The organism is Empedobacter sp. 225-1, from assembly GCF_030328185.1.
Classification (GTDB): Bacteria; Bacteroidota; Bacteroidia; order Flavobacteriales; family Weeksellaceae; genus Empedobacter; species Empedobacter stercoris.
Genome location: NZ_JACALO010000044.1, coordinates 1 through 22,957, shown reverse-complemented (window position 1 = coordinate 22,957; position 22,957 = coordinate 1). Strand labels below are relative to the sequence as shown.

The window sequence follows — 22,957 nt, the reverse complement described above, 5'->3', positions numbered from 1 at the left end:
AATACTAACGCTTACTATTATTCAATCAATAAACAGAAACCAAAATAGAAATATTAACAACTTAAAAATTAATATTACCTAAATGCACTACGAGTTAATAATATATCTCTTTTAGAGTTTGTAGAAAGAGTGCAAAAAAGACTTTCTGAAAAAAAATATGATGAAAAAAGTGTTGTGATTTCAAAATATGCTGATAAGTATATGTATGAGATAGAATTAAAAAATACAAAAGTTAATTTTGTTTGTAATTTTCTGATTGATAAAGAAACGTTTGCAATTGTTGAAAGTTTTGCAAAAAGAGAGAATGAACATTCTGAGAAATTTGGATACACAATCAATAATGAGGTGATGTATAAATATCGACCTTATCAAAATAAATGGATTTTAAAGGAGAGTTATAGAAATTGGAATTCTACTTTTTTGGAGGAAGATAAAAGTCAACATGTAAATGATGTAAAAATAAATCTTGAAGTAAAAGATTTTAGCACACAACCATTTCCAGAATTCAATAAATCGGTGAATGAAAAAATGGATATCCGTAGAAGCTTTAAATAATAAAAAAATCACAATAAAATGAAAAATATAATTGTAGGAATTACATTATTTTTAGGAGTTAATCTTTTTGCTCAGTCAGAAAAAGAAAGTATTAGAGCGACGTATAAAGCCGAATTTATTTTTGATTACGAACAATCCAAAGATATGTTTCCCAAAAATTTACAAACCGCTTTCAAGTCTGCAATTGACCGAGGTATTTTTGTAGATTTTATTTTAGAAAGTAACAATGTGTTATCTATTTTCAAAGCTGATACGAAAATAAATAATGCACAAGATGAATCGGATATGGTTGTGCAAGAGATTTTGAAATCGGAACAAAATCCTTTGTATAAAGATTTTTCAAAAAATGAATATTATAAACAATTTGATATTAACGTCAAAACGTATTTGGTTAAAGAAAATATACCTGATTTTAATTGGCAATTATCGAAAGAAAAAGCGGTGATTAATGGTTATAATGTCGTGAAAGCGATTGGAGAAGATAAGGAAGGAAATACATTTATAGCTTGGTATTCGCCAGAAATAAAGTACAAAGATGGTCCGTATAATTTTGCGAATTTGCCAGGTTTGATTCTTCAAACTGAAATTATTACACCATATTTCAAAACGATTTTTAAAATTAATCAATTGGAAATTTTGACTAAAAAACTTGATATCACTTTACCAACAAAAGGTAAAATCTTAACCTTTCAAGAAATGCAAGATGATTTAAACTCGATAAGAAAATCATCAAATGAGGGTGTAGAAAAATAGTTTCCAAAATAAAAGCGTTACCCATAAAAGGTAACGCTTTAGTTTTGACTATTTTTTTTGAATTATACCATTGGTTTGCGAACAACTGGTAAAATTTCTCCTTTTTCTAAACAGTATTTTTGAACATCTTCTGACGGAATTTGTTTGGTATAATCAACTTTCTCGACGATAAACCCTACATCTTCTAAGCGTTTGTAATAATCTAAACCATAGACACGAACGTGATCATATTGTCCAAATTTTTCTTTTCGTTCTTCTTTCGATGTTACCGTTGGATCTTCATAAGTCACATCGCGTTGATACGAAATAGGAACTTGAAAAATTCCCCAACCACCAGGTTTCATCACACGAAATAATTCACTCATGGCTTTGTGATCATCAGGAATATGTTCTAATACGTGATTACAAAAAACAATATCGAATGTATCATCTCCAAAAGGTAAATCGCAAATATCAGCTTTTACATCGGCTAAAGGCGACTCGATATCACTTGTAATGTACTCAAGGTTTTTCATTGAGCGAAAACGCTTGATAAAAGATTGTTCAGGTGCGATGTGCAAAACTTTTGCTTTTTCTGTAAAAAAAGAAGTTTCATTTTTGAGGTATAACCACATCAAACGATGTCTTTCTAACGAAAAAGTTCCGGGAGAAAGCACGTTATCGCGTTGTTTTTCGTAACCATAAGGCAACAAACTGTAATAACCTTGTCCATCTATTGGGTCTACGAAACGATTTCCTTTCATGAACCAAACCAAAACTGGACGAATAATATAACTACCTTGAATCAGTAAAGGACGAGGTAGAATATTCATGATTTTTTTTAAAAGCTTTTTCACAAAAGTTTTCTTAAGGTTTGAATAAAAATGGTTTTTCTTCGTCAGATTTGATACCTAAAGCATCGTAAATAAACTGATAAGTTGACAATAATTTTGGTTCGCCATCTACTACACAGACATCGTGCTCAAAGTGAGCCGAATATTTGTCATCGCGTGTAGTAACTGTCCAACCATCTGGGTGAAAGAAAACTTTTTCAGTTCCCATATTTACCATTGGTTCGATTGCTAATACTAAACCTTCTTCTATTTTTTTACCTGATCCGCGACGTCCATAATTAGGAACCTGAGGTTCTTCGTGCATTTTGCGACCTAATCCATGACCTACCAATTCACGCACGACACCGTAACCTTCTTTTTCACAATGTTGTTGAATGGCAAAACCAATATCACCTACGCGATTACCTTTTTTCATTTGTTCAATACCTTTGAACATAGATTCTTTTGTAACACGAAGTAATTTTTCTGTTTCAGCATCAATTTCTCCAACCGCAAATGTATAAGCATGATCTCCGTAAAAATCGTTCATATAAACTCCACAATCTACAGATACAATATCACCTTCGTGTAAAGGTTTATCGTTTGGAATTCCGTGAACAACTTGTTGATTAGGTGAGATACAAAGGTTTTTAGGGAAATCGTACATTCCTAAAAATGCTGGATATCCGCCATTGTCGCGAATAAATTCGCCTCCTAATTTATCTAAATGATTGGTTGTGACACCAGGCACTACTTCTTTGGCTAACATACCCAAGGTTTTTGAAACCAATTGAGCGCTTAGGTACATTAGTTCTAATTCTTCTTTACTTTTTAAATGTATCATAATCCGAAAAATCCTTTTTTCTTTTTCTTCTTAGGCGCTTCTTGCCCATTAGCGTGTACATTTAATTCAATCTTTTTTGTAATGATTTGATAAACGTCACTCCAACCAGGGAAACCACCTAAATTTCTGTCGTCGATAAAGATATCGGCATTTATTTTTCTACTTTGTGTAGTTTTATCAAAATCTTCTCCGTCAAAACTATTGTTAATTGCATAAAACTCAATTCCATTTTTTTTACAGAACTCTACTGCTTCGTCTAAGGCTTTTCCACTACGATATGTCCATAAGGTAAGTCTATAGCCATCGTTTTGTAATTGTTTCAATGTTTCGAAAGCAAAGATTTTTGCTTTACCAATTTCTGGATATTTATCATCGACAATAGTTCCGTCAAAGTCAACTGCAATAATTTTATTAATCATGTTTGTAAGTTTAAAGTTATGTAGGTTATTTTTTATGAATTATAATATGTCCTGTCATTTCTGTTGGGATTTCAATTCCCATCAATGTTAAAATAGTAGGTGCAATATCTCCAAGTTTACCATGTTCAACATTCCATTCGATATTTTTCTGAGCCAAAATAAATGGAACAGGATTCGTTGTATGTTGCGTATTCGGTGATCCATCTTCGTTTATCATAAAATCTGAATTTCCGTGATCAGCCAAAATCACCACATTGTAACCATGTTCTAAAGCTGCATTTATAATTTTTTCCGCACAAGAATCTACTACTTCAGCAGCTTTTATTGCCGCAGACATAACACCTGTATGTCCAACCATATCTGTATTAGCGAAGTTAAGACAAATGAAATCCGCTGATTCTTTTTCGATTTCTGGTACAATTGCATTTGTAATATCATATGCTGCCATTTCTGGTTTCAAATCGTAAGTCGCAACATCTCTTGGCGAAGCACATAAAATACGAGATTCACCAACGAAAGGTTCTTCGCGACCACCATTGAAAAAGAAAGTTACGTGGGGATATTTTTCAGTTTCAGCAATACGAATTTGCTTACGACCAGCATTCGCAATAACTTCTCCTAACGTATTTACAATATTTTTCTCATCAAAAATTACCGCAACTCCAGTATATGTAGCATCATATTCTGTAAGAGTGATATATTTTAGATTTAATTTATGCATTCCAAATTCTGGAAAATCGTGCTGTGTTAAAACTTCTGTGATTTCACGACCACGATCAGTTCTAAAATTAAAACAGATTACCACATCATCATTTGCTATTTTAGCTTTTGGTTGTCCTGTATCATCTGTAATAATAATTGGTTTGATGAATTCATCAGTCACCTCATTAGTATATGATGTACGAATGGCTTCTAATGGATTTGTTGTTGGTGTACCAACCGCATTTACCATTGCATCGTAGGCTAATTTTACACGTTCCCAACGTTTATCACGGTCCATCGCATAATATCGACCTGTTATTGAAGCGATTTCTCCTGTTGATTTTGTCATGTGATTCATCAATTCTGTGATAAATCCTTCGCCAGATTTAGGATCAGTATCGCGACCATCTGTGAAAGCATGAACAAATACATTTTGATTTAAACCAGATTGATTGGCTGCATCTAACAAGCCTTTCAAATGATTGATATGCGAATGTACACCACCATCAGAAACTAATCCGATGAAATGTACTTTTTTGTTATGGTCTAAAGCATATTGAAAAGCATCTTTTAAGATAGGTTCATTTTGTAATGTACCATTTTCAACTGCCATATTGATACGAACTAAGTTCTGAAAGACGACGCGTCCAGCACCTAAATTCATGTGTCCAACTTCCGAATTTCCCATTTGACCTTCTGGTAAACCAACAGCTAAACCAAAGGTGTCTAAAGTAGAATGAGGAAATTTTTCGAAACAGCTATCTATAAAAGGTGTATTCGCTTGAGCGATTGCAGAAACAGCAGGGTTTGGTCCAATTCCCCAACCGTCTAAAATCATTAATATTGCTTTGTTGTTCATTTGTTTTGTAATAATTCAGCCCAAAGATAACAATCATTGGGCTGAAAAGTTTATTTTTAATGAGGATTAATTTGCAACTTCACTGATAAATTTGATACGCATTAAACGTAATTCCTCTTCATCATAATCGTCACCAAACTCATCTAACAATGAAGTCATTGAATCCGAATCTGCATCCATCAAGAAATCATAGATTTCTTCTTGTTGGTCTTCGTCCAATACTTCGTCAATATAATAATTGATATTTAATTTTGTTCCTTGATAAACAATACTTTCCATTTCAGAGAGTAAATCGCTCATCGACATGTTTTTTGCTTCAGCAACATCTTCCAAATTCAATTTTCTATCAGTTGACTGTATAATGTAAACTTTGTGGCTTGATTTGTCAGCTACTTGTTTAATCACCATGTCTTCTGGACGAATAATGTCATTGTCTTTTACATATTGTGCAATAAAATCAACAAAATCTTTTCCGAATTTTTGAGCTTTTCCTTCTCCAACTCCATACACATTTGTTAATTCCTTAACCGTTGTTGGATATTGCATCGTCATGTCATCTAAACTCGAATCTTGAAATACTGCAAAAGGAGGAATTTGATGTTTTTTAGAGATTTTTTTACGTAAATCTTTTAATTGTTTCAATAAAACATCATCAAAGGCAATTGGAGCAGTAGACGTTTCTTCTTTATCGAAGCTACCTTCTGATAATAATTTTTTGAAATCAATATCCTCAGCAATTTCAAACGAAGTTGGCTTATTGATGAAATCTTTTCCGTCTTTGGTTATTTTTAAAACACCATAAGATTCGATTTCTTTCTCTAATAAATTATGAACAATTAATTGACGTAAGATAGATTTCCAATAATAATCTTCTTTTTCTTTTCCAATTCCGAAGAATTTTTCAGAACTTAAATTATACGATTTTGTAATTGAAGTTTCTTTTCCAACAATAACATTAACGATATCATTAAGTTTTAACTTTTGATTCGTTTTCTGAACAACATCTAATGCGATTATTGCATCTTCTTTTGCTTCTGTCATTTTCTTCGGATTGCGCATGTTGTCGTCCATATTTGCGCCTTCACCATTTTTGTCGTCAAAATTTTCACCAAAATAATGCAACAAAAATTTACGACGAGACATCGAAGTTTCGGCATAGGCAACCACTTCAGAAAGTAACTGCATTCCAACTTCTCGTTCAGCAACAGGTTTGCTCGCTAAGAATTTCTCCAGTTTTTCGATATCTTTATAATCGTAGAAAGCAATACATATACCTTCACCGCCATCGCGACCAGCACGACCAGTTTCTTGGTAATAACTTTCTAACGATTTTGGCATATCATAATGCATCACAAAACGTACGTCAGGTTTATCGATTCCCATTCCAAAAGCTATTGTTGCAACAACAACACTTGCATCTTCCATCAAGAACATATCTTGGTGTTTGCTACGTGTTTTTGCATCCAAACCAGCGTGGTAAGGAATTGCATTGATCCCGTTTACTTGTAAAAGTTGAGTAATTTCTTCAACCTTTTTACGACTTAAACAATAAATGACACCAGATTTACCATCGTTTTGTTTGATAAATTTGATAATTTGTTTGTCCTGATCAACTTTTGGACGGATCTCGTAAAATAAATTCGTACGATTAAAAGAATCTTTAAATACTTTCGCACTTTGCATTCCCAAAGTTTTCTGAATATCTTCTTGTACTTTAGGTGTTGCTGTTGCAGTCAACGCAATAATTGGCGCATCACCAATTCTGTTGATAATAGATTTTAGGTTACGATATTCTGGTCTAAAATCGTGTCCCCATTCAGAAATACAGTGCGCTTCATCAATAGCAAAAAAAGAAATTTGAACCGATTTAAAAAAATCGATGTATTCTTCTTTTGTCAAAGATTCGGGTGCAACATATAACATTTTTGTTACTCCATTTTTGATATCCGTCATCACAGTTTTTGTTTCTGACTTATTCAAAGATGAGTTTAATACGTGCGCAATTCCATCATTTTCAGAAATTCCTCGTATTGCGTCTACTTGATTCTTCATTAAGGCGATTAAAGGTGAAACAATAATCGCGACTCCATCTGACATTAATGCCGGTAGTTGATAACATAAAGACTTACCTCCGCCAGTTGGCATCAAAACAAATACATCTTCTTTATTTAGTAAGCTTGTAATGATTTCGTGCTGCTGTCCTTTAAATTGGTCGAAACCAAAATATTTTTTTAGGTAAGATGTTAAGTTTTTCGAAGTGGCTTCCATCTACACAAAAGACTAAAATTAATATTATAAATTAAATAGTTCCTATATTTGATAACTCTTAAATATACACAAAATTTTGATATGTTTTATATATAATTGAGTGTAAATAAAAAAGGAGAGTAAAAGTACGACAAATTTTAAAAATAGACAATAGAAATTTTATTGTGAAAAATTCAGAAATAATACAAATTGCTCAGGAAGTTTTTAGAGAAGAAATTCTTGAGTTAGAAGCGATAGCTTCTCGTATTAGCGAGTCTTTTGTTGATGCGGTAAATGCGATATATAACACGAAAGGAAAATTGGTAGTTGTAGGAGTGGGAAAGAGTGCGCATATTGCAAATAAAATTGTAGCAACACTAAATTCTACTGGAACTCCAAGTCAATTTTTACATGCGACAGAAGCTATTCATGGCGATTTAGGTCTTGTACGACCAGAAGATGTTGTGATTTGTATTTCGAAAAGTGGAAATACACCAGAGATTACGTATTTAGCTCCGATACTTAAACAGTATGCTGCTGTTTTGATTGGATTGACTTCAAACTTGAAGTCAGAATTAGCTAAAAATTCTGACATTGTTTTGGATGTGAATATCAAAAAAGAGGCTTGTCCAGTTAATTTGGCGCCGACAACTTCTACTACAGCACAATTACTAATGGGAGATGCCTTGGCTGTTGCTTTGATGAAAATGAGAGCATTTACACAAAATGATTTTGCAAAATATCATCCTGGAGGAGCCTTAGGAAAACGACTTTTGTGGACGGTGGAAAATATTGTTGATCCAGAAAGAAAACCTTTTGTAGGGCCAGAATCTTCAATTTCAGAAGTGATCAATTCATTGACTTCGGGGCGTCATGGAATCACTGTGATTTTGGATGAAGATAAAATTGTGGGAGTTATTACAGATGGAGATTTGCGCCGAATGTTATTGAATAATGAGTCATTTACACATTTAAAAGCGAAAGATATCGCTTCAATGCATCCGAAAACAATTCAAAAAACTGAAAAAGCACGCGAGGCTTTAGCAATTCTTCGTCACAATAGTATTGGTCAATTGGTCGTAGTGGATGAAGAAAATCACTATTATGGCATTTTGGATATTCACTCAATTTTAAACGAAGGAATCGAATAAGCGTATGGCAAATAATTCAACATCGAATATGTCTTTTTTGGCTCATGTAGGTGAGTTAAGAGGACATTTGGTTCGTTCAATATTATCGATTATTATCACGTCAATTGCTGTTGCACTTTATTGGGACGAGTTGGTTGAGCATGTAATTATGGCTCCGCTGAAATCAAATTTTCGGACGTTTGACATTTTTAATCAATTTGGAGAATTAACAGGTTTTGGAAAAATCTATACAGAGTCATTCGATATCTCAAAAGATTTGACCAATCTTAACCCTTCAGGGCAAATAACCTCTCAATTTTTTGCTATTATAGTTTGCGGAATTATTATTGCTATTCCCTATATTATTTTCGAAATATGGCGATTTGTAAAACCAGCCTTAAAAGAATCAGAACGCAAATATGCTGGATTTACCATCTTTGCTGTTTCTTTTTTCTTTGTATTAGGTGTATTGTTTAGTTATTATTTATTATTGCCTTTATGTACACAATTTTTATTTACATATGACCCTTTTGGTGTAGGAAACACGTGGACTTTGCCAAGTTATATTGATTTATTTGTTCAATTATTATTATCGATGGGAGTCATGTTTTTAATGCCAATTTTTGTGTACTTCTTAACGAGTATTGGAATTTTAACTCCAACATTCTTAAAAGAGTATCGTAAACATGCTTTTATCGTTGTATTAGTGATTGCAGCAGTAATTACACCAAATGATGTATATAGTATGGTTTTAGTTACAATACCACTTTGGTTATTGTACGAATTGAGTATAATAATTTCACAATCAGTTTATAAAACTCAATTGAAAGGAAAAAGTAACGACTTAGTAAAGAATTAACAATGTTATGCTTGCATAATAAAATAAATTAGTTATTTTTACATAAAAGAAAAAGTAAACACAAAATTATGAAGATATTAGTTTGTATTAGTAGTGTACCAGATACTACAGCAAAAATCAACTTCACAGCTGACGGAAAATCATTTGATAAAAATGGGGTTCAGTTCGTTATTAACCCGCATGATGAATTTAGTTTAAATAAAGCAGTAGAATTACAAGAAAAACAAGGTGCTACTGTTACAATTTTAACGGTAGGTGATGCAACAGTAGATCCAGTTATGCGTAAAGCCTTAGCTATTGGTGCGAATGATGGAATTCGAATTGATGCTGATGCACGCGATGATTTCTTCGTTGCTACACAAATTGCAAAAGCTGCTAAAGACGGTGGTTTCGATTTGGTATTGACAGGAAAAGAATCAATTGATTACAACGGGGGTTCTGTACCAGGATTAGTTGCAGCAATTTTAGATTACGGTTTTGTAAACGGATGTATCGGTCTTGATGTAGAAGGTTCTTCTGCAAAAGCAGTTCGTGAAATTGACGGCGGAAAAGAAACTGTAGAAGTTGCTTTACCAGCTGTAATCGCAGGGCAAAAAGGTTTGGTAGAAGAATCAGCTTTACGTATTCCTAACATGCGTGGAATTATGCAAGCTCGTACAAAACAAATCAATGTTGTTGCTGCAGAAGCGACAGAAACAAAAGTTGAGGTTGTTGGTTATGTAAAACCTGCTGAAAGAGGTAATGTAACATTAATTGACAAAGACAACGTAGCAGAATTGGTAAGATTATTACACGAAGAAGCTAAAGTAATCTAATTATTCACCTAAAAAGAAATTAAAAAATGGCAATTTTTGTATACGCTGAGTCACACGACGGAAAATATAAAAAAGCAGGATTAGAAGCAGTTTCTTATGCTAAAGCTACTGCAGACGTTGCAGGAGATACTGTAACAGCAATCGTTTTCGGAAATGCTGCTGCTGACGAATTATATCAATATGGAGCATCTAAAGTAGTTAAAGTTGATAATGCAGCTTTAGCAAAATTTGATGCAAATTCTTATGCAAAAGCTTTGGCTGAAGTTGCTCAAGGAGATGTTGTGGTATTACCATCAACAAATGAAGGAGCAACGGTAGCGCCAGTTCTAGCATTCAAAACAGGAGCGTCCTTAGTAACTAACGTAGAAAAAGCACCTACTGCAGTTTCTCCTTTTACAGTTGCACGCAAAGCATTTTCTGGTAAAGGAATCGAAACAGTTGCAGTTTCAGGAAAAGTAGTTGTAACAGTTTTGCAAAATGCTTTTGGAGCTAAAGAAAATGCAGTTTCTGGTTCAGAAGAGTCAGCTACAGTTGCAGTTTCTGATGCAGATGTAAAAGTAAAAGTTGTTTCAACAGAAATGGCTTCTTCTGATAAAATTGATTTGAAAGAAGCGGATATCGTAGTTTCTGCTGGCCGTGGAATGAAAGGTCCAGAAAACTGGGGAATGATCGAAGATTTAGCAAAAGTTTTAGGAGCGGCTACAGCTTCTTCTAAACCAGTTGCAGATATCGGCTGGAGACCTCACGAAGAACACGTAGGACAAACAGGTAAAGCAATTGCACCAAATCTATACATCGCAGTTGGTATTTCAGGTGCAATTCAGCACTTAGCTGGAGTAAACGGGTCTAAAACGATTGTTGTCATTAACAATGATCCAGAAGCACCTTTCTTTAAAGCTGCCGATTACGGAATAGTAGGTGACGCTTTTGAGATTGTACCTAAATTAACAGAAGAGTTAAAAAAATACAAAGGTCAAGCTTAATCATTTTAAAGATTATAAATTCAATCCGAATCATTTAGGTGATTCGGATTTTTTTTATCTATTAAAAAAATATTAAATATTCGTCAGTTTTTCATAGATTTACGCCCAAATGGACAATTTAATTAGATTAAATATTAAGGGAATTTCTTACAGTCAAACTCAAACCGGAGCGTATGCTTTGATTTTAGAGGAAAGTGTAGGAGGAAGAAAGTTGCCGATTATTATTGGGAGCTTCGAGGCACAGTCGATCGCATTAGCTTTAGAGAAAGATATTAATCCACCTCGTCCATTAACACACGATTTGTTTGTCTCGTTAGGAAAAGAATTTCGTTTGAATGTTGATTCAATTTATATTTATAAATTAGAAGATGGCGTTTTTTATTCGAATATTGTTTTTTTGAATGAAGAGGGAGGTCGTGCTGAAATAGATTCGAGAACATCTGATGCAATTGCATTAGCAGTTCGCTTCAATGCACCTATTTATGCCTACGAAAATGTTGTAGAGAAAGCTGGAATTCATTTGGACGTTATTGAAGAAGAAGAAAATATACGTCGCGCAGCAAATAACTTCGAAGATGATTTAGATATCTTAGCAGGTTTGGAAAGTGATTTGTCTGATATCAACGAATATGAAGGTTGGACAAAATCTGAGCTTGAAGCTGAGATGGAAAAAGCTGTGAAAAATGAAGATTACGAATTGGCAGCTCGCCTTCGTGATCAAATCGATAACATGGAAAACTAATAACTATTTCAAATAATTATGTCTGTAAAGCTTAGACTTACAATCATGAGTTTCCTTGAGTTTGCGGTATGGGGAGCATACCTTACTTCGATGGGAAATTACTTAGGATCAGTTGGCTTAGGTCCAAAAATTGGTCTTTTTTACGCGATGCAAGGTATTGTATCAATTTTTATGCCCGCCATTATGGGTATTGTAGCGGATAGGTGGATTCCTGTACAACGTTTGTTGGGATTAAATCATTTATTAGCTGCTATTTTTATGTTTGCAGCAGGTTATTATGGAATGACAGCTGGAAACAATGTAGATTTTACGACGATATTTACACTTTATTCAGTTAGTGTGGCGTTTTTTATGCCAACAATCGCCCTTTCTAACTCTACAGCTTATACAATTTTAAAACAAAATAATTTAGACACAATCAAAGCTTTTCCACCAATCAGAACGTTTGGTACAATTGGGTTTATTGTAGCGATGTTATTTGTTAATTTTTCTGGATTTAAAGACGGTGTTTTTGGGTTTAATTTTTCAAATGATCCTACATTCGTTAGTTTTCAATCCAATTATTTTCAATTCTTTGTTTCAGGAGTTTTAGGAGTTGTATTGTTTCTATTTAGCTTTTTATTGCCAAACTGTCCTATAAACAAAAGTTCAGAAAAACAATCACTTTCAGATGCATTTGGCTTGAAGGCCTTTGCATTATTCAAAGATAGAAAGATGGCAATTTTCTTTATTTTTTCAATGTTGTTAGGGGTTTCATTGCAAATTACCAATGGATATGCAAATCCGTTTATTACAACTTTTAAGGATATTCCAGAGTATGCTAATACATGGGGAGCAAGTAATGCTAATGCATTAATTTCCTTGTCTCAGGTTTCTGAAACGTTGTGTATTCTGTTAATTCCATTCGTATTAAAACGTTTCGGAATTAAAATCGTTATGTTAATGGCAATGGTAGGCTGGGTGTTACGTTTTGGATTATTTGGATTAGGTGATCCAGGACCAGGTGTTTGGATGTTTATTCTATCTATGATTGTTTATGGAATCGCTTTCGATTTCTTTAATGTTTCAGGTTCATTATATGTTGACAAGGAAACAGATGAAGAGATTCGTTCCTCGGCACAAGGAGTTTTTATGATGATGACAAATGGATTTGGGGCAACAATAGGTATGTTGATTGCACAGTATATTGTCAATCATTATGTATACAGCCAAACAGATCTGAATTTGCAATTAGAAGGATGGAGGCATTCTTGGTTTATTTTTGCTGGATATGCTTTAGTTGTAACAATTTTATTTGCAATTGTGTTCAAGTACAAACACAATCCAAACGAATTAGAAGAAGTTAAACACTAAGTTGTAACTTAAGAAATAAAATAAAAAAGCAAGAATGTTAATTCTTGCTTTTTTTTATGGATAAGAGTTTATTATTTTTCAATTCTATTATACGTCACAAACGAATAAGCATAAGGGTGTTTTTCGTCTTTCTTAAAATCTTCTCGTTTTACTTCTTCCCATTCATCCAAATCAATTTCTGGAAAATAAGTGTCACCATCAAATTCATAATGAACCTCTGTTACATATAAAACATCTGTAAATTCCATCGCTTGTTTGTAGATGTTTCCACCGCCAAGTATATCAATCTCATCATTTAACTTTCGAGCTTCTTCTAAGGCATTTGTTAAAGAGTTCACTTTTACAATTCCATCTGCATTCCAATTTAAATCTCTTGTGACGACAATATTGGTGCGATTAGGTAAAGGACGTCCAAGTGATTCAAACGTTTTTCTTCCCATAATGATAGGGTGTCCAGTTGTTAAATTTTTGAAATGTTTCAAGTCATTAGGTAAATGCCAAATCAAATTATTTTTTGCGCCAATAACGTTGTTACTTGCTTTTGCTACTACAATGTTTATCATAAGCTTTAAGGTAAAAAAAGCTATCCTTTTGCGAGGATAGTTTAACAAATATAATAATTTTAAAGAATTATTTCATTTTATTTATTGCTTCTTGTAATTGTTCTACTTGTTTTACAATAGATGCCGATTTCATTGTTTTAGCAGTGTTCGTTTTAATTTGAAGTGCTTTTTCTGCCATCATCTTTATCGCTTGTCCAGCTTGTGGATTTTGCTCTTTCAAATACGGATAGTAACGAGCATACGTTTTTGCAATTTCAGCAGTTGCATCGGGTGTGTCATTATTCATAATCCAATTAAAAGCTTGTTCTGCAACTTTTCCTTTTTCTATATCTTGGAATTTTACGAATTCATACATCGCAGCAGATTCTGAAATTAAAACTGCTTTATCAAATTGATTATTTTTTATCCAAGTCGGAACTAAAGCCATTGCTAAATCAGGTGAACTTTTGATCACTTCGTTTTCAAGATTTGTTGTTATTTCATTAATTTTTGAAGGATTATTTTTTAATATTCCTGTTAATGCAGCACCTTGTACACTGAACGATGGACTTTTAGAAGCTTTTTCAAAAAGTGCTGCTTCATATATCGATGCGTCATTTAACGCATTTAACGCAGCAGATTGTACCAATGTTTTTGGATCGTTGGAAGCCAATTGTTTTAATTTCGAAGTGGCTTTATCTATGATTGTTTTCGATTTTGTATCTAATCTCTGAATGGCATAAATTCGTAACCCATCAAATGAATCGTCTAATGCATTAATCAACGCATCAGCCGCTTTTGGATTAGTTGCTTGCGCATTTGCCATTGCTTCAATCGCTAATAAACGCGTTGTGTAATTTCCTTTTCCAGCTTTGTATTGTGCAATAAAATCTTCAACTGTTTTTTTATCTTCTATATCAGCTAATAAAACTTGATCAGCATTTGGAATAACAACTTCAGGCTTTTGATTTACGTCAAATTCAAACACAGTTTCGGCTTTTTTCGGAACCCAAACTTGTTGACGAGTTGTTTTTCCATTTTCAACGATGTCAATTGCGAACGGAAATTCAAACAATTTCGAAGTATCTTGACGAACAACCACTTTTACCTTTTTATTTACTGAAGAATAATCTGATACAAACGTCAATTTTGGATGTCCATTTTCGAAATACCATTGATTAAAAAACCAATTCAAATCACGTCCTGAAACTTCTTCTAAAGCTAAGCGTAATTGTACAGCCTCTGCTTTTCCGTATTCATTGTCTTTTAGGTATTTATTCAATCCTTTGAAGAAAGCGTCATCACCTAAGAAATTTCGCAACATATGTAAGATTAACCCTCCTTTGTTGTACGAAACGCCATCAAACATATCTTCGCGCGAATTGTAGTGAATTCGAACCAATTTTTTTGTTGGTCCATCGCCTTGTTTGTAGCCAAACATTTCGTTGTAGCGATGTTCATCTGCTTTCTCTTTCCCGTATTTATGTTCAAACCACAAATATTCTGAATAGTTTGCAAACGATTCATTAACAGTTAGATTTCCCCAACTTTCAGCCGTTACTAAATCACCAAACCAATGGTGAAATAATTCGTGGGCAATTACATATTCAGCCGTGTTTTCGTCGATTAATTGCCCCGCTTTTTGTTGAACACCATCATGAAACAACGATGCAGTTGTATTTTCCATTGCTCCAGAAACGTACTCGCGAGCGGTCATTTGTGCATATTTGTCCCAAGGATAAGGATAGTTTAGTTTATCAGAAAAGAACTGGATCATTTCTGGCGTATTTCCAAAAATTTGCTTCGCAACATCTTTATATTCAGGCTCTACATAATAATCAACATTGATATTTTTCCATTTATCGTTGATTACTGCATAATCTCCAATTCCGAAAAAGAATAAATAAGGCGCATGTTTTTTATCAAATTTCCAATAATCAGTTTTTGTTCCGTCTGTATTTTTCTTCGAAGATTTCATCGTTCCGTTTGATAATGAAACGTATTTATCAGGATATGTTAAGGTAATTTCTTGCGAAGTTTTTTGATTTGTTTTGTCAATTGTTGGGAACCAACAAGAAGAAGATTCAGTTTCGCCTTGTGTCCAAATCTGAGTTGGATAGTTTGCACGATCTCCCTTAGCATTGATAAAATAAACTCCTTTTGCATCATTTATAGCTGCACTTCCTTCTTGTTTTACTTCATTTGGTCGCGCTGTATAGTTGATGTAAAGAGTGTATTCTTGATCTTTTTTGTATTCTTTGTCTAAATCGATGACTAATTGTAAATCGTCGTATTTGTAATTTAATTTTTTCTTTGTTGCACCATTTACCAAAGCAACTTCGTGAATCAACATTGCTTTTGCATCCAAAGTAACCTTAGAAGTTGAATAGAAATGTGGTTTTAACGTAACCCAAGCTTCACCCAGAACGTGTTCTTTCGCATAATCAAATTTCAAATCTAATTTTGTATGAACAAGGTTATTGATACGTTCTGCTTCTGCACGGTAAATATCGATTTGATTCGTTTGTTTTTCGTTGTAGCTCGGTGGTGGAGTCATGACTTGAGCATGAGTAAGACTTGATATAATAAAGGCTGATGTAAGCCAAAGGATTCGTTTTTTCATCGTAAAATTTTATTTTTATTGGTTGATAAATTTCTCAAAAAGTTACAAAAAAAGCCTCCAAATAGGAGACTTTAAGTATATTTTATGATTATACAGCTACAATCCCTTTGATATGTGGGTGTGCTTGATAATTTTCTAATTCGAAATCTTCGTATTCAAAATCAAAAATGTTTTTTACATTCGGATTTATTTTCATTGTTGGTAATGGATAAGGTTCACGAGTTAATTGTAATTCAACTTGTTCGAAATGATTTTTGTAAATATGCGCATCTCCAAATGTGTGAACAAAATCGCCTACTTCTAAATCACAAACCTGCGCTACCATCATCTGTAATAAAGCATAAGATGCAATATTAAATGGTACACCTAAGAAAATATCTGCACTACGCTGATACAATTGCAAAGATAATTTATCGTCATTTACATAAAACTGGAAAAAGGCATGACAAGGTGCCAAAGCCATTTGGTCTAATTCACCAACATTCCAAGCAGAAACTATAATTCGGCGCGAATCTGGATTGTTTTTTATTTGATCAATCGCAACTTTTATTTGATCGACAACTTCTCCGTTTTCTTTTCCCCAAGAACGCCACTGATGTCCATAAACAGGACCTAAATCTCCATTTTCGTCTGCCCATTCGTTCCAAATTCTTACGCCATTATCTGTTAAATATTTGATATTTGTATCACCTTTCAAGAACCACAACAATTCGTAGATAATCGATTTTAAATGTAATTTTTTTGTCGTCACCAAAGGAAATCCTTTCGATAAATCGAAGCGCATTTGGTAACCAAAAATACTTTTCGTTCCTGTTCCTGTTCTATCTTCTTTGAAAGAACCTTCTGCTAAAACCTTTTTACATAAATCGTGATACTGTTGCATTTCTCATTATATTTAACCTTTCAAATTTAAGAATTTTTTTTAGAATGAAGTTTAGCTTGATCTTATCGATTTTAGTGATTTTTATGTTTTTTGCTTCGTATAGCAAATCAGATTTTGGACGAAAAATTGCGCAACATTTTTATTTTCAAACGTTATTCAACGTTGTTTTGGTTGTCGTTTTTGTATCAAAAATCATTCACATCAAGCTAAATTTAATGTCAATGATTTCACTTGTTATCATTGGATGTATGTTGTATATGAGCTTTCCAAATTATTTACAACAATTGAGGAGAAGGATAGGTAAATAGTTACGTATAATTTTTTTATCTTTGCAGTTATGAAAAACGAAGCAGGAATTTTTGGTTTAAGACCAGTAATAGAAGCGATTGAAGCAGGTAAAACAATCGATAAAATTTTTATTCAAAAAGGTTTACAAGGAGAGATTTTTTCAGAATTGAGAAAATTGGTGACTGAGTACGAAATTCCTGTAAGTTATGTGCCTGTAGAAAAACTAAATCGTTTTACAGGAAAAAACCATCAAGGCGTTTATGCGTTTGTTTCTCCAATCGAATTCGATTCAATTGAAAATGTATTGCCTCAAATTTGGGAAAAAGGAAAAACACCATTTATTTTAATTTTAGACCGCGTTTCTGATGTTCGTAATTTTGGAGCTATCGCTCGTACAGCGGAATGTGTTGGTGTAGATGCGATAATTATTCCAACAAAAGGTTCAGCTTCTGTAAATGCAGATGCAGTTAAAACTTCGACAGGAGCGTTATATAATATTCCTGTTTGTAAAGAAGGAAATTTAGTTAATATAATCAAGTATTTACAATCATCAGGAATAACTATTTTTAGTGCTTCAGAAAAATCAGCAGAATACATTTATGATGCAGATTTTGCCGTTCCAGCAGCAGTTGTAATGGGAAGTGAAGAAGATGGAGTCTCGGATTCTATTTTGAAAATTTCAGATAAAATTGTTAAATTGCCTATGGCTGGACAAACAGCATCATTGAATGTTTCTGTTGCGGCTGGTGCAATCTTATACGAAGCTGTTCGTCAAAGAATGTTACAAGATTTATTTTAACGAAAAATATAATTTATGAGCTATTCTACACTTATCGGAATTTTATTGATCGCATTGAGTGCGGCAATGTACTACTTTACAAATTTGGATGTTTCGAGATTATTTTCGGACAAAGAATTTCTAGTTGGAATAACAGGAGGTGCTGGAATTGGATTTATTCTTGGAGGTTTTTTGGGATGGTTGTACAAATATAAATCTGTGAATAAAGCAAATGCTAAAATCGCAGAGGAAGAAAAACGTAAAGTTGCAGAACAAAAAGCGCAAGAAGAAGCGGCAAAAGAGCAAGCTAAATTGGATGCTCAACGCGAAAAAGAAGAATCGGGATTACTATAATTCTAATTTACAACATAAAAAAGCGGTCGAAAATTAATTTTCGACCGCTTTTTTATGTTGTATTTCTTGGTAATAAAAACAAGGAATCAAAATCAATAAAAACATGGGTTGAATGAGAAATCGTCTGACGTAAAAGAAAACCATTTCACCTGAAGAAAATTGTGTTGAAATAAGGTAATTGTAAATTGGTAAAAGAACGATTAATCCAATAATCATAATAATGATAGAGAATTTAACATAATTCTTTTTCCAGAAAATAAACCAAACAATTAATACTGTTAATAACGTATTAATAAGGTAACGAAACATAAGACTTGCATTTAGTTGAGCCATATCCAAATCAGGAAACTTAGAATGTCCAACAAGATGAAAGTATTGAATAAAAGGATCGTAAAACAACGTATCTTCAAATTTTCTGACCAATACTAATCCAAAAACCAATAAAGCTGCAATTCCGTAGCGTAAGTATTTATTTGGCATGTTGTTTATTGTATTTTGTAACGAAAAATTTAATCCAAACAATCCAAAGAACAACAATAGATCCATAAATTATAGCAGGAAATAAATAGTCATGCGCCATTTTTCCGTATTCGTTGTGGTATCTAAATATATAGTTGAGTAACATAATTCTCGAAATATTCATCACAAATAATATGACTAATCCAGCTAAAATAAATAAAATTGTTTGTTTTAAGTTGGTATAAAAAGCAACGATAAATGAGACGAAAATAATCAAAATTGAAATTGCATTGCACCCTTCATTAACAATTGACGCGACTTGTCCATCAACAATCAAGCGCATCCAAGGTTGATTTTCTGCGATGTTTGAGAAAGAAAAGAAACCAAACTTATTTAAGAAAAAAGCGGTGATATCTGAAGTGAATTTTGTAAATGGATCTGGTATATTGTGTGGTAAATATTGATCCAAATATAACTTGTACGCAATGCTTAGAATAATGTAGGTTCCTAAAAATCGTGCAAGGAATAACAACAATGGTTTAAATTCTTTCATTAAGGTTAAATAATTTCAAACAAATATAAATGAAAATCATCATCTTTTGATTAAGTAATGATTAATCAATAAATTTGCTTCACAAGATTTTTAAATAAATGCGAAATTTACATAAACGCGTAGATGTCATTTTTGATAGCGCAATTTCGACAGAAGATAAGTTACAAAAGATTTGTCAATTGTTGAGTGATGAAGTAGACTATTACAATTGGGTTGGGTTTTACTTCAGAAATGGAGATAAGAACGAGTTGAAACTTGGGCCTTATGTTGGTGCAGCAACGGATCATACAATTATACCTTACGGAAAAGGAATTTGTGGTCAAGTAGCTGAATCGAATCAAACATTTGTTGTTCCAGATGTATATGCACAAGATAATTATTTGGCATGTTCTATCGAAACAAAAGCCGAAATAGTAATCCCAATCTTCAAAAATGGTGTAAATATTGGGCAAATTGATATCGATTCGCATACAATAGATCCTTTTACGGAAGAAGATATCAAGTTGTTAGATTATGTTTGTAATCGTGTTTCAGAAATTATTTAATCGATGGTAGAACTTATTTTAAACTATTTTCCAGATTTGACAGAAAAGCAAATCGAGCAATTTTCAAAAGTGGGAGATTTGTACAAAGAATGGAATGATCAAATAAACGTGGTTTCTCGCAAGGATATCGACGCAATTTACACCAATCATATTCTACATTCTTTAGCTATTGCCAAAGTGATGGAATTTGCAGATGGTTCTGATGTGTTGGATGTAGGAACAGGAGGAGGTTTACCGGGGATTCCGTTGGCTATATTATTTCCTAATGTTAATTTTCATTTAGTCGATTCGATTGGTAAAAAAATCAAAGTGGTACAAGGAGTAGCAAAGGGTTTAGGATTAACGAATGTAAAAGCAGAACAAAAACGCGCCGAAGAATTAACAGAAAAGTACGATTTTGTTGTTTCACGTGCGGTTACAGCAATGCCAAGATTTGCAGAATGGATTCGTGGTAAATTCAAGAAAGAAGCGATTAATCCTTTTCCAAATGGCTTGTTATATTTAAAAGGAGGCGATTTAACAGAAGAATTAGCAGATTTTCCAAATGCTGTACTGTTTGATATTCAAAACTTTTTTGAAGAAGAGTTTTTCGAAACAAAAAAAGTAGTTTACTTAGAAAAGAAAGATATTTAATTTTAAGTATTTAATAAATAATTAATCGAAATCAGATTAAAAATGATTTCGGTTTTTTTTATGAGTTCAATTATTAGATTTTAAGAAAAAAGTGCATAAAATCGTTATTTTATCCAATACTTTAAGTTCTTTTTAAGAGGTTTTTTCGTCAAAATTCACTATATTTGTTTGTTTTAAAAAGTTAGAGACATATTATGAGTAATAACACATATACGGCGGATAATATCCAAGCGTTAGAAGGAATGGAGCACGTACGTCTTCGTCCATCGATGTACATTGGTGACGTCGGAGTTAGAGGATTACACCACTTAGTTTACGAGGTTGTTGATAACTCTATTGATGAAGCTTTAGCAGGATACTGTGATACAATCAAGGTAACAATTTTAGAGGGAAACTCGATTCGTGTCGAAGATAACGGACGTGGTATTCCAGTCGACTTACATAAAAAAGAAGGAAAATCTGCATTAGAAGTTGTAATGACAAAGATTGGTGCAGGAGGTAAGTTTGATAAAGATACATATAAAGTTTCTGGAGGTTTGCACGGTGTTGGAGTTTCGTGTGTTAATGCACTTTCTAACCATTTATCGGCAGAAGTTTTTAAGAACGGGAAACAATATATTCAAGAATATTCGAAAGGTAAGCCTTTGTATGATGTAAAAGAAGTCGGAACAACTGATAAAAGCGGTACGACTGTTACTTTTACTCCAGATGATACAATTTTCCAAGAGATTAGAGAGTATAACTATGCAACTTTAGCAAATCGTTTACGTGAGTTAGCTTTCTTGAATAAAGGAATTAATATTGTATTAGTTGACGAACGTCAAAAAGATGAAGAAGGAAATCCTTTCTCAGAAACTTTTCATTCAGAAGAAGGATTAAAAGAATTTGTTGAATTTGTTGATGGAAACAGAGAATCTATCATGGATAAAGTCATCTTTATGGAAGGTGAGCGTGATGGAATTCCTGTTGAGGTTGCAATGCGATACAATACGTCATATAACGAAAATGTACATTCGTATGTAAATAATATTAATACACACGAAGGAGGAACGCACTTGTCTGGTTTCCGCCGTGCATTGACGCGTACGCTGAAAAAATACGCTGAAGAAAACTTTAATCTTGCAAAAGAAAAAGTTGAGATTGTAGGTGATGATTTCCGTGAAGGATTAACAGCTGTAATTTCGGTGAAAGTTATGGAACCTCAGTTCGAAGGTCAAACTAAAACGAAATTAGGAAACTCTGAAGTTTCTCCTGCGGTTGATAAAATCGTTGCAGAAATGTTAACAAATTTCTTAGAAGAAAATCCAGCTGAAGCGAAAATAATTGTTGATAAAGTAATTTTAGCAGCAAAAGCGCGCCAAGCAGCTAAGAAAGCTCGTGAAATGGTACAACGTAAGAATCCTATGGGAGGAAGCGGATTACCAGGGAAGTTAGCAGACTGTTCTTCTCGTAAACCAGAAGAATCGGAATTATTCTTAGTCGAGGGTGATTCTGCCGGAGGAACGGCAAAACAAGGACGTGATCGTCATTTTCAAGCAATTTTACCATTACGTGGTAAGATCTTAAATGTTGAAAAAGCGATGGCGCATAAAGTTTTAGATAACGAAGAAATCAAAAATATTTATACAGCTTTAGGGGTAACAATCGGAACTGAAGAAGATTCGAAAGCACTTAATATTGCAAAACTACGTTACCATAAAGTAGTAATTATGACCGATGCCGATGTCGACGGTTCTCACATCGCGACATTAATTTTGACTTTCTTCTTCCGTTACATGAAAGAATTAATTGAAAACGGACATATTTATATTGCAACACCACCTTTATATTTAATTAAAAAAGGAGCTAAAGCAGAATATGCTTGGGACGAAAAAGATCGTGAACGTTTAACGGCTGAATTCTCTACAGATGGTTCAGGAAAAGGTGTAACGATTCAACGATACAAAGGTCTTGGGGAAATGAACGCCGAGCAATTATGGGAAACGACTCTTAATCCAGAACATAGAACGTTACGTAAAGTAACAATTGATAATGCGACAGAAGCAGATCGTGTATTTTCTATGTTGATGGGTGATGATGTACCACCTCGTCGTGAGTTTATCGAGAAAAATGCACACTACGCAAAAATTGATGTTTAATCAGTTTTAAAATTGTAACGTCCTGAAAAAATGATACAGGATTAGACCAATAAAATTTTATTTTAAACAGTACATATATTCGTATTTG

Annotated in this window: 23 protein-coding genes; 13 read left to right on the top strand and 10 right to left on the bottom strand. The window is 33.4% G+C overall.

Annotation, left to right across the window (positions count from 1 at the left end):
* The first annotated feature begins 129 nt into the window (after positions 1–129).
* Positions 130–555: a hypothetical protein gene (locus HX088_RS12045; RefSeq protein WP_286484276.1), complete on the top strand. Its 426-nt coding sequence runs from the start codon at positions 130–132 to the stop codon at positions 553–555.
* A gap of 18 nt (positions 556–573) precedes the next feature.
* Positions 574–1,308, top strand: coding sequence for a GLPGLI family protein (locus HX088_RS12040; RefSeq protein ID WP_286484275.1), 735 nt, complete (start codon positions 574–576; stop codon positions 1,306–1,308).
* 62 nt (positions 1,309–1,370) lie between these two features.
* Here HX088_RS12040 and HX088_RS12035 read toward each other — a convergent pair whose 3' ends face one another.
* From HX088_RS12035 to recQ, 5 genes are all read right to left on the bottom strand, one after another.
* Complete coding sequence (locus HX088_RS12035; protein ID WP_221411924.1) at positions 1,371–2,120, bottom strand: class I SAM-dependent methyltransferase; 750 nt, start codon at positions 2,118–2,120, stop codon at positions 1,371–1,373.
* A gap of 34 nt (positions 2,121–2,154) precedes the next feature.
* A complete protein-coding gene (gene map / locus HX088_RS12030; RefSeq protein ID WP_225542198.1) occupies positions 2,155–2,964 on the bottom strand; it encodes a type I methionyl aminopeptidase in 810 nt (269 codons plus the stop codon).
* Complete coding sequence (locus tag HX088_RS12025; RefSeq protein WP_286484274.1) at positions 2,961–3,383, bottom strand: BT0820 family HAD-type phosphatase; 423 nt, start codon at positions 3,381–3,383, stop codon at positions 2,961–2,963. The genes map and HX088_RS12025 overlap by 4 nt, the downstream gene beginning before the upstream one ends.
* A gap of 25 nt (positions 3,384–3,408) precedes the next feature.
* On the bottom strand, positions 3,409–4,944 hold the full coding sequence (gene gpmI, locus HX088_RS12020) for a 2,3-bisphosphoglycerate-independent phosphoglycerate mutase (protein ID WP_286484273.1): 1,536 nt from the start codon (positions 4,942–4,944) through the stop codon (positions 3,409–3,411).
* A 66-nt stretch (positions 4,945–5,010) separates the two neighbouring features.
* A complete protein-coding gene (recQ, locus tag HX088_RS12015) occupies positions 5,011–7,212 on the bottom strand; it encodes a DNA helicase RecQ (protein ID WP_225539726.1) in 2,202 nt (733 codons plus the stop codon).
* A 164-nt stretch (positions 7,213–7,376) separates the two neighbouring features.
* Here recQ and HX088_RS12010 point away from each other — a divergent pair, with 164 nt between their 5' ends.
* The 6 genes from HX088_RS12010 (at position 7,377) to HX088_RS11985 (ending at position 13,073) form a co-directional block, all read left to right on the top strand.
* Positions 7,377–8,342: a KpsF/GutQ family sugar-phosphate isomerase gene (locus HX088_RS12010; RefSeq protein ID WP_171621822.1), complete on the top strand. Its 966-nt coding sequence runs from the start codon at positions 7,377–7,379 to the stop codon at positions 8,340–8,342.
* A 4-nt stretch (positions 8,343–8,346) separates the two neighbouring features.
* On the top strand, positions 8,347–9,180 hold the full coding sequence (gene tatC, locus HX088_RS12005) for a twin-arginine translocase subunit TatC (protein WP_171621823.1): 834 nt from the start codon (positions 8,347–8,349) through the stop codon (positions 9,178–9,180).
* Positions 9,181–9,248: 68 nt separating this feature from the next.
* Positions 9,249–9,995, top strand: coding sequence for an electron transfer flavoprotein subunit beta/FixA family protein (locus tag HX088_RS12000; RefSeq protein WP_286484272.1), 747 nt, complete (start codon positions 9,249–9,251; stop codon positions 9,993–9,995).
* Positions 9,996–10,021: 26 nt separating this feature from the next.
* Positions 10,022–10,978, top strand: a complete 957-nt coding sequence (locus HX088_RS11995; protein ID WP_171621825.1) for an electron transfer flavoprotein subunit alpha/FixB family protein — start codon at positions 10,022–10,024, stop codon at positions 10,976–10,978.
* 109 nt (positions 10,979–11,087) lie between these two features.
* Entirely contained in the window at positions 11,088–11,720 is a 633-nt protein-coding gene (locus HX088_RS11990) for a bifunctional nuclease family protein (RefSeq protein WP_225539727.1), read from the top strand.
* 18 nt (positions 11,721–11,738) lie between these two features.
* The gene (locus HX088_RS11985) at positions 11,739–13,073 is read left to right on the top strand and encodes an MFS transporter (protein WP_188319221.1); all 1,335 of its coding nucleotides are present in this window, start codon (positions 11,739–11,741) and stop codon (positions 13,071–13,073) included.
* A gap of 71 nt (positions 13,074–13,144) precedes the next feature.
* Here HX088_RS11985 and HX088_RS11980 read toward each other — a convergent pair whose 3' ends face one another.
* The 3 genes from HX088_RS11980 to HX088_RS11970 all read right to left on the bottom strand — a co-directional run bounded on the left by HX088_RS11980 (position 13,145) and on the right by HX088_RS11970 (position 17,121).
* Complete coding sequence (locus HX088_RS11980; RefSeq protein ID WP_286484271.1) at positions 13,145–13,636, bottom strand: dihydrofolate reductase; 492 nt, start codon at positions 13,634–13,636, stop codon at positions 13,145–13,147.
* A 67-nt stretch (positions 13,637–13,703) separates the two neighbouring features.
* Positions 13,704–16,238 carry a M1 family metallopeptidase gene (locus HX088_RS11975; protein WP_286484270.1) on the bottom strand — a complete coding sequence of 845 codons (2,535 nt, stop codon included), beginning with the start codon at positions 16,236–16,238 and terminating at the stop codon, positions 13,704–13,706.
* An 88-nt stretch (positions 16,239–16,326) separates the two neighbouring features.
* A complete protein-coding gene (locus HX088_RS11970; RefSeq protein ID WP_188319218.1) occupies positions 16,327–17,121 on the bottom strand; it encodes a thymidylate synthase in 795 nt (264 codons plus the stop codon).
* Between the two features lie 337 nt (positions 17,122–17,458).
* Between HX088_RS11970 and rlmB the strand changes: the two genes are divergently transcribed.
* Positions 17,459–18,208 carry a 23S rRNA (guanosine(2251)-2'-O)-methyltransferase RlmB gene (gene rlmB, locus HX088_RS11965; protein WP_171621831.1) on the top strand — a complete coding sequence of 250 codons (750 nt, stop codon included), beginning with the start codon at positions 17,459–17,461 and terminating at the stop codon, positions 18,206–18,208.
* Between the two features lie 15 nt (positions 18,209–18,223).
* A complete protein-coding gene (locus tag HX088_RS11960; protein ID WP_171621832.1) occupies positions 18,224–18,541 on the top strand; it encodes a hypothetical protein in 318 nt (105 codons plus the stop codon).
* A gap of 33 nt (positions 18,542–18,574) precedes the next feature.
* Here HX088_RS11960 and HX088_RS11955 read toward each other — a convergent pair whose 3' ends face one another.
* Positions 18,575–19,021: an exosortase F system-associated membrane protein gene (locus HX088_RS11955; protein WP_284583217.1), complete on the bottom strand. Its 447-nt coding sequence runs from the start codon at positions 19,019–19,021 to the stop codon at positions 18,575–18,577.
* Positions 19,011–19,553: an exosortase family protein XrtF gene (gene xrtF / locus HX088_RS11950; RefSeq protein WP_225539730.1), complete on the bottom strand. Its 543-nt coding sequence runs from the start codon at positions 19,551–19,553 to the stop codon at positions 19,011–19,013. Before xrtF ends, HX088_RS11955 begins: the two co-directional genes overlap by 11 nt.
* 98 nt (positions 19,554–19,651) lie before the next feature.
* Between xrtF and HX088_RS11945 the strand changes: the two genes are divergently transcribed.
* The 3 genes from HX088_RS11945 to gyrB all read left to right on the top strand — a co-directional run bounded on the left by HX088_RS11945 (position 19,652) and on the right by gyrB (position 22,869).
* Positions 19,652–20,098 (top strand): XrtF-associated fRMsr-like GAF protein, encoded by a 447-nt coding sequence (locus HX088_RS11945; protein ID WP_284583218.1) that lies wholly within the window; start codon positions 19,652–19,654, stop codon positions 20,096–20,098.
* 3 nt (positions 20,099–20,101) lie between these two features.
* Positions 20,102–20,731: a 16S rRNA (guanine(527)-N(7))-methyltransferase RsmG gene (gene rsmG / locus HX088_RS11940; RefSeq protein ID WP_171621836.1), complete on the top strand. Its 630-nt coding sequence runs from the start codon at positions 20,102–20,104 to the stop codon at positions 20,729–20,731.
* Between the two features lie 194 nt (positions 20,732–20,925).
* Positions 20,926–22,869, top strand: coding sequence for a DNA topoisomerase (ATP-hydrolyzing) subunit B (gene gyrB, locus HX088_RS11935; protein WP_171621837.1), 1,944 nt, complete (start codon positions 20,926–20,928; stop codon positions 22,867–22,869).
* Positions 22,870–22,957 lie beyond the last annotated feature (88 nt).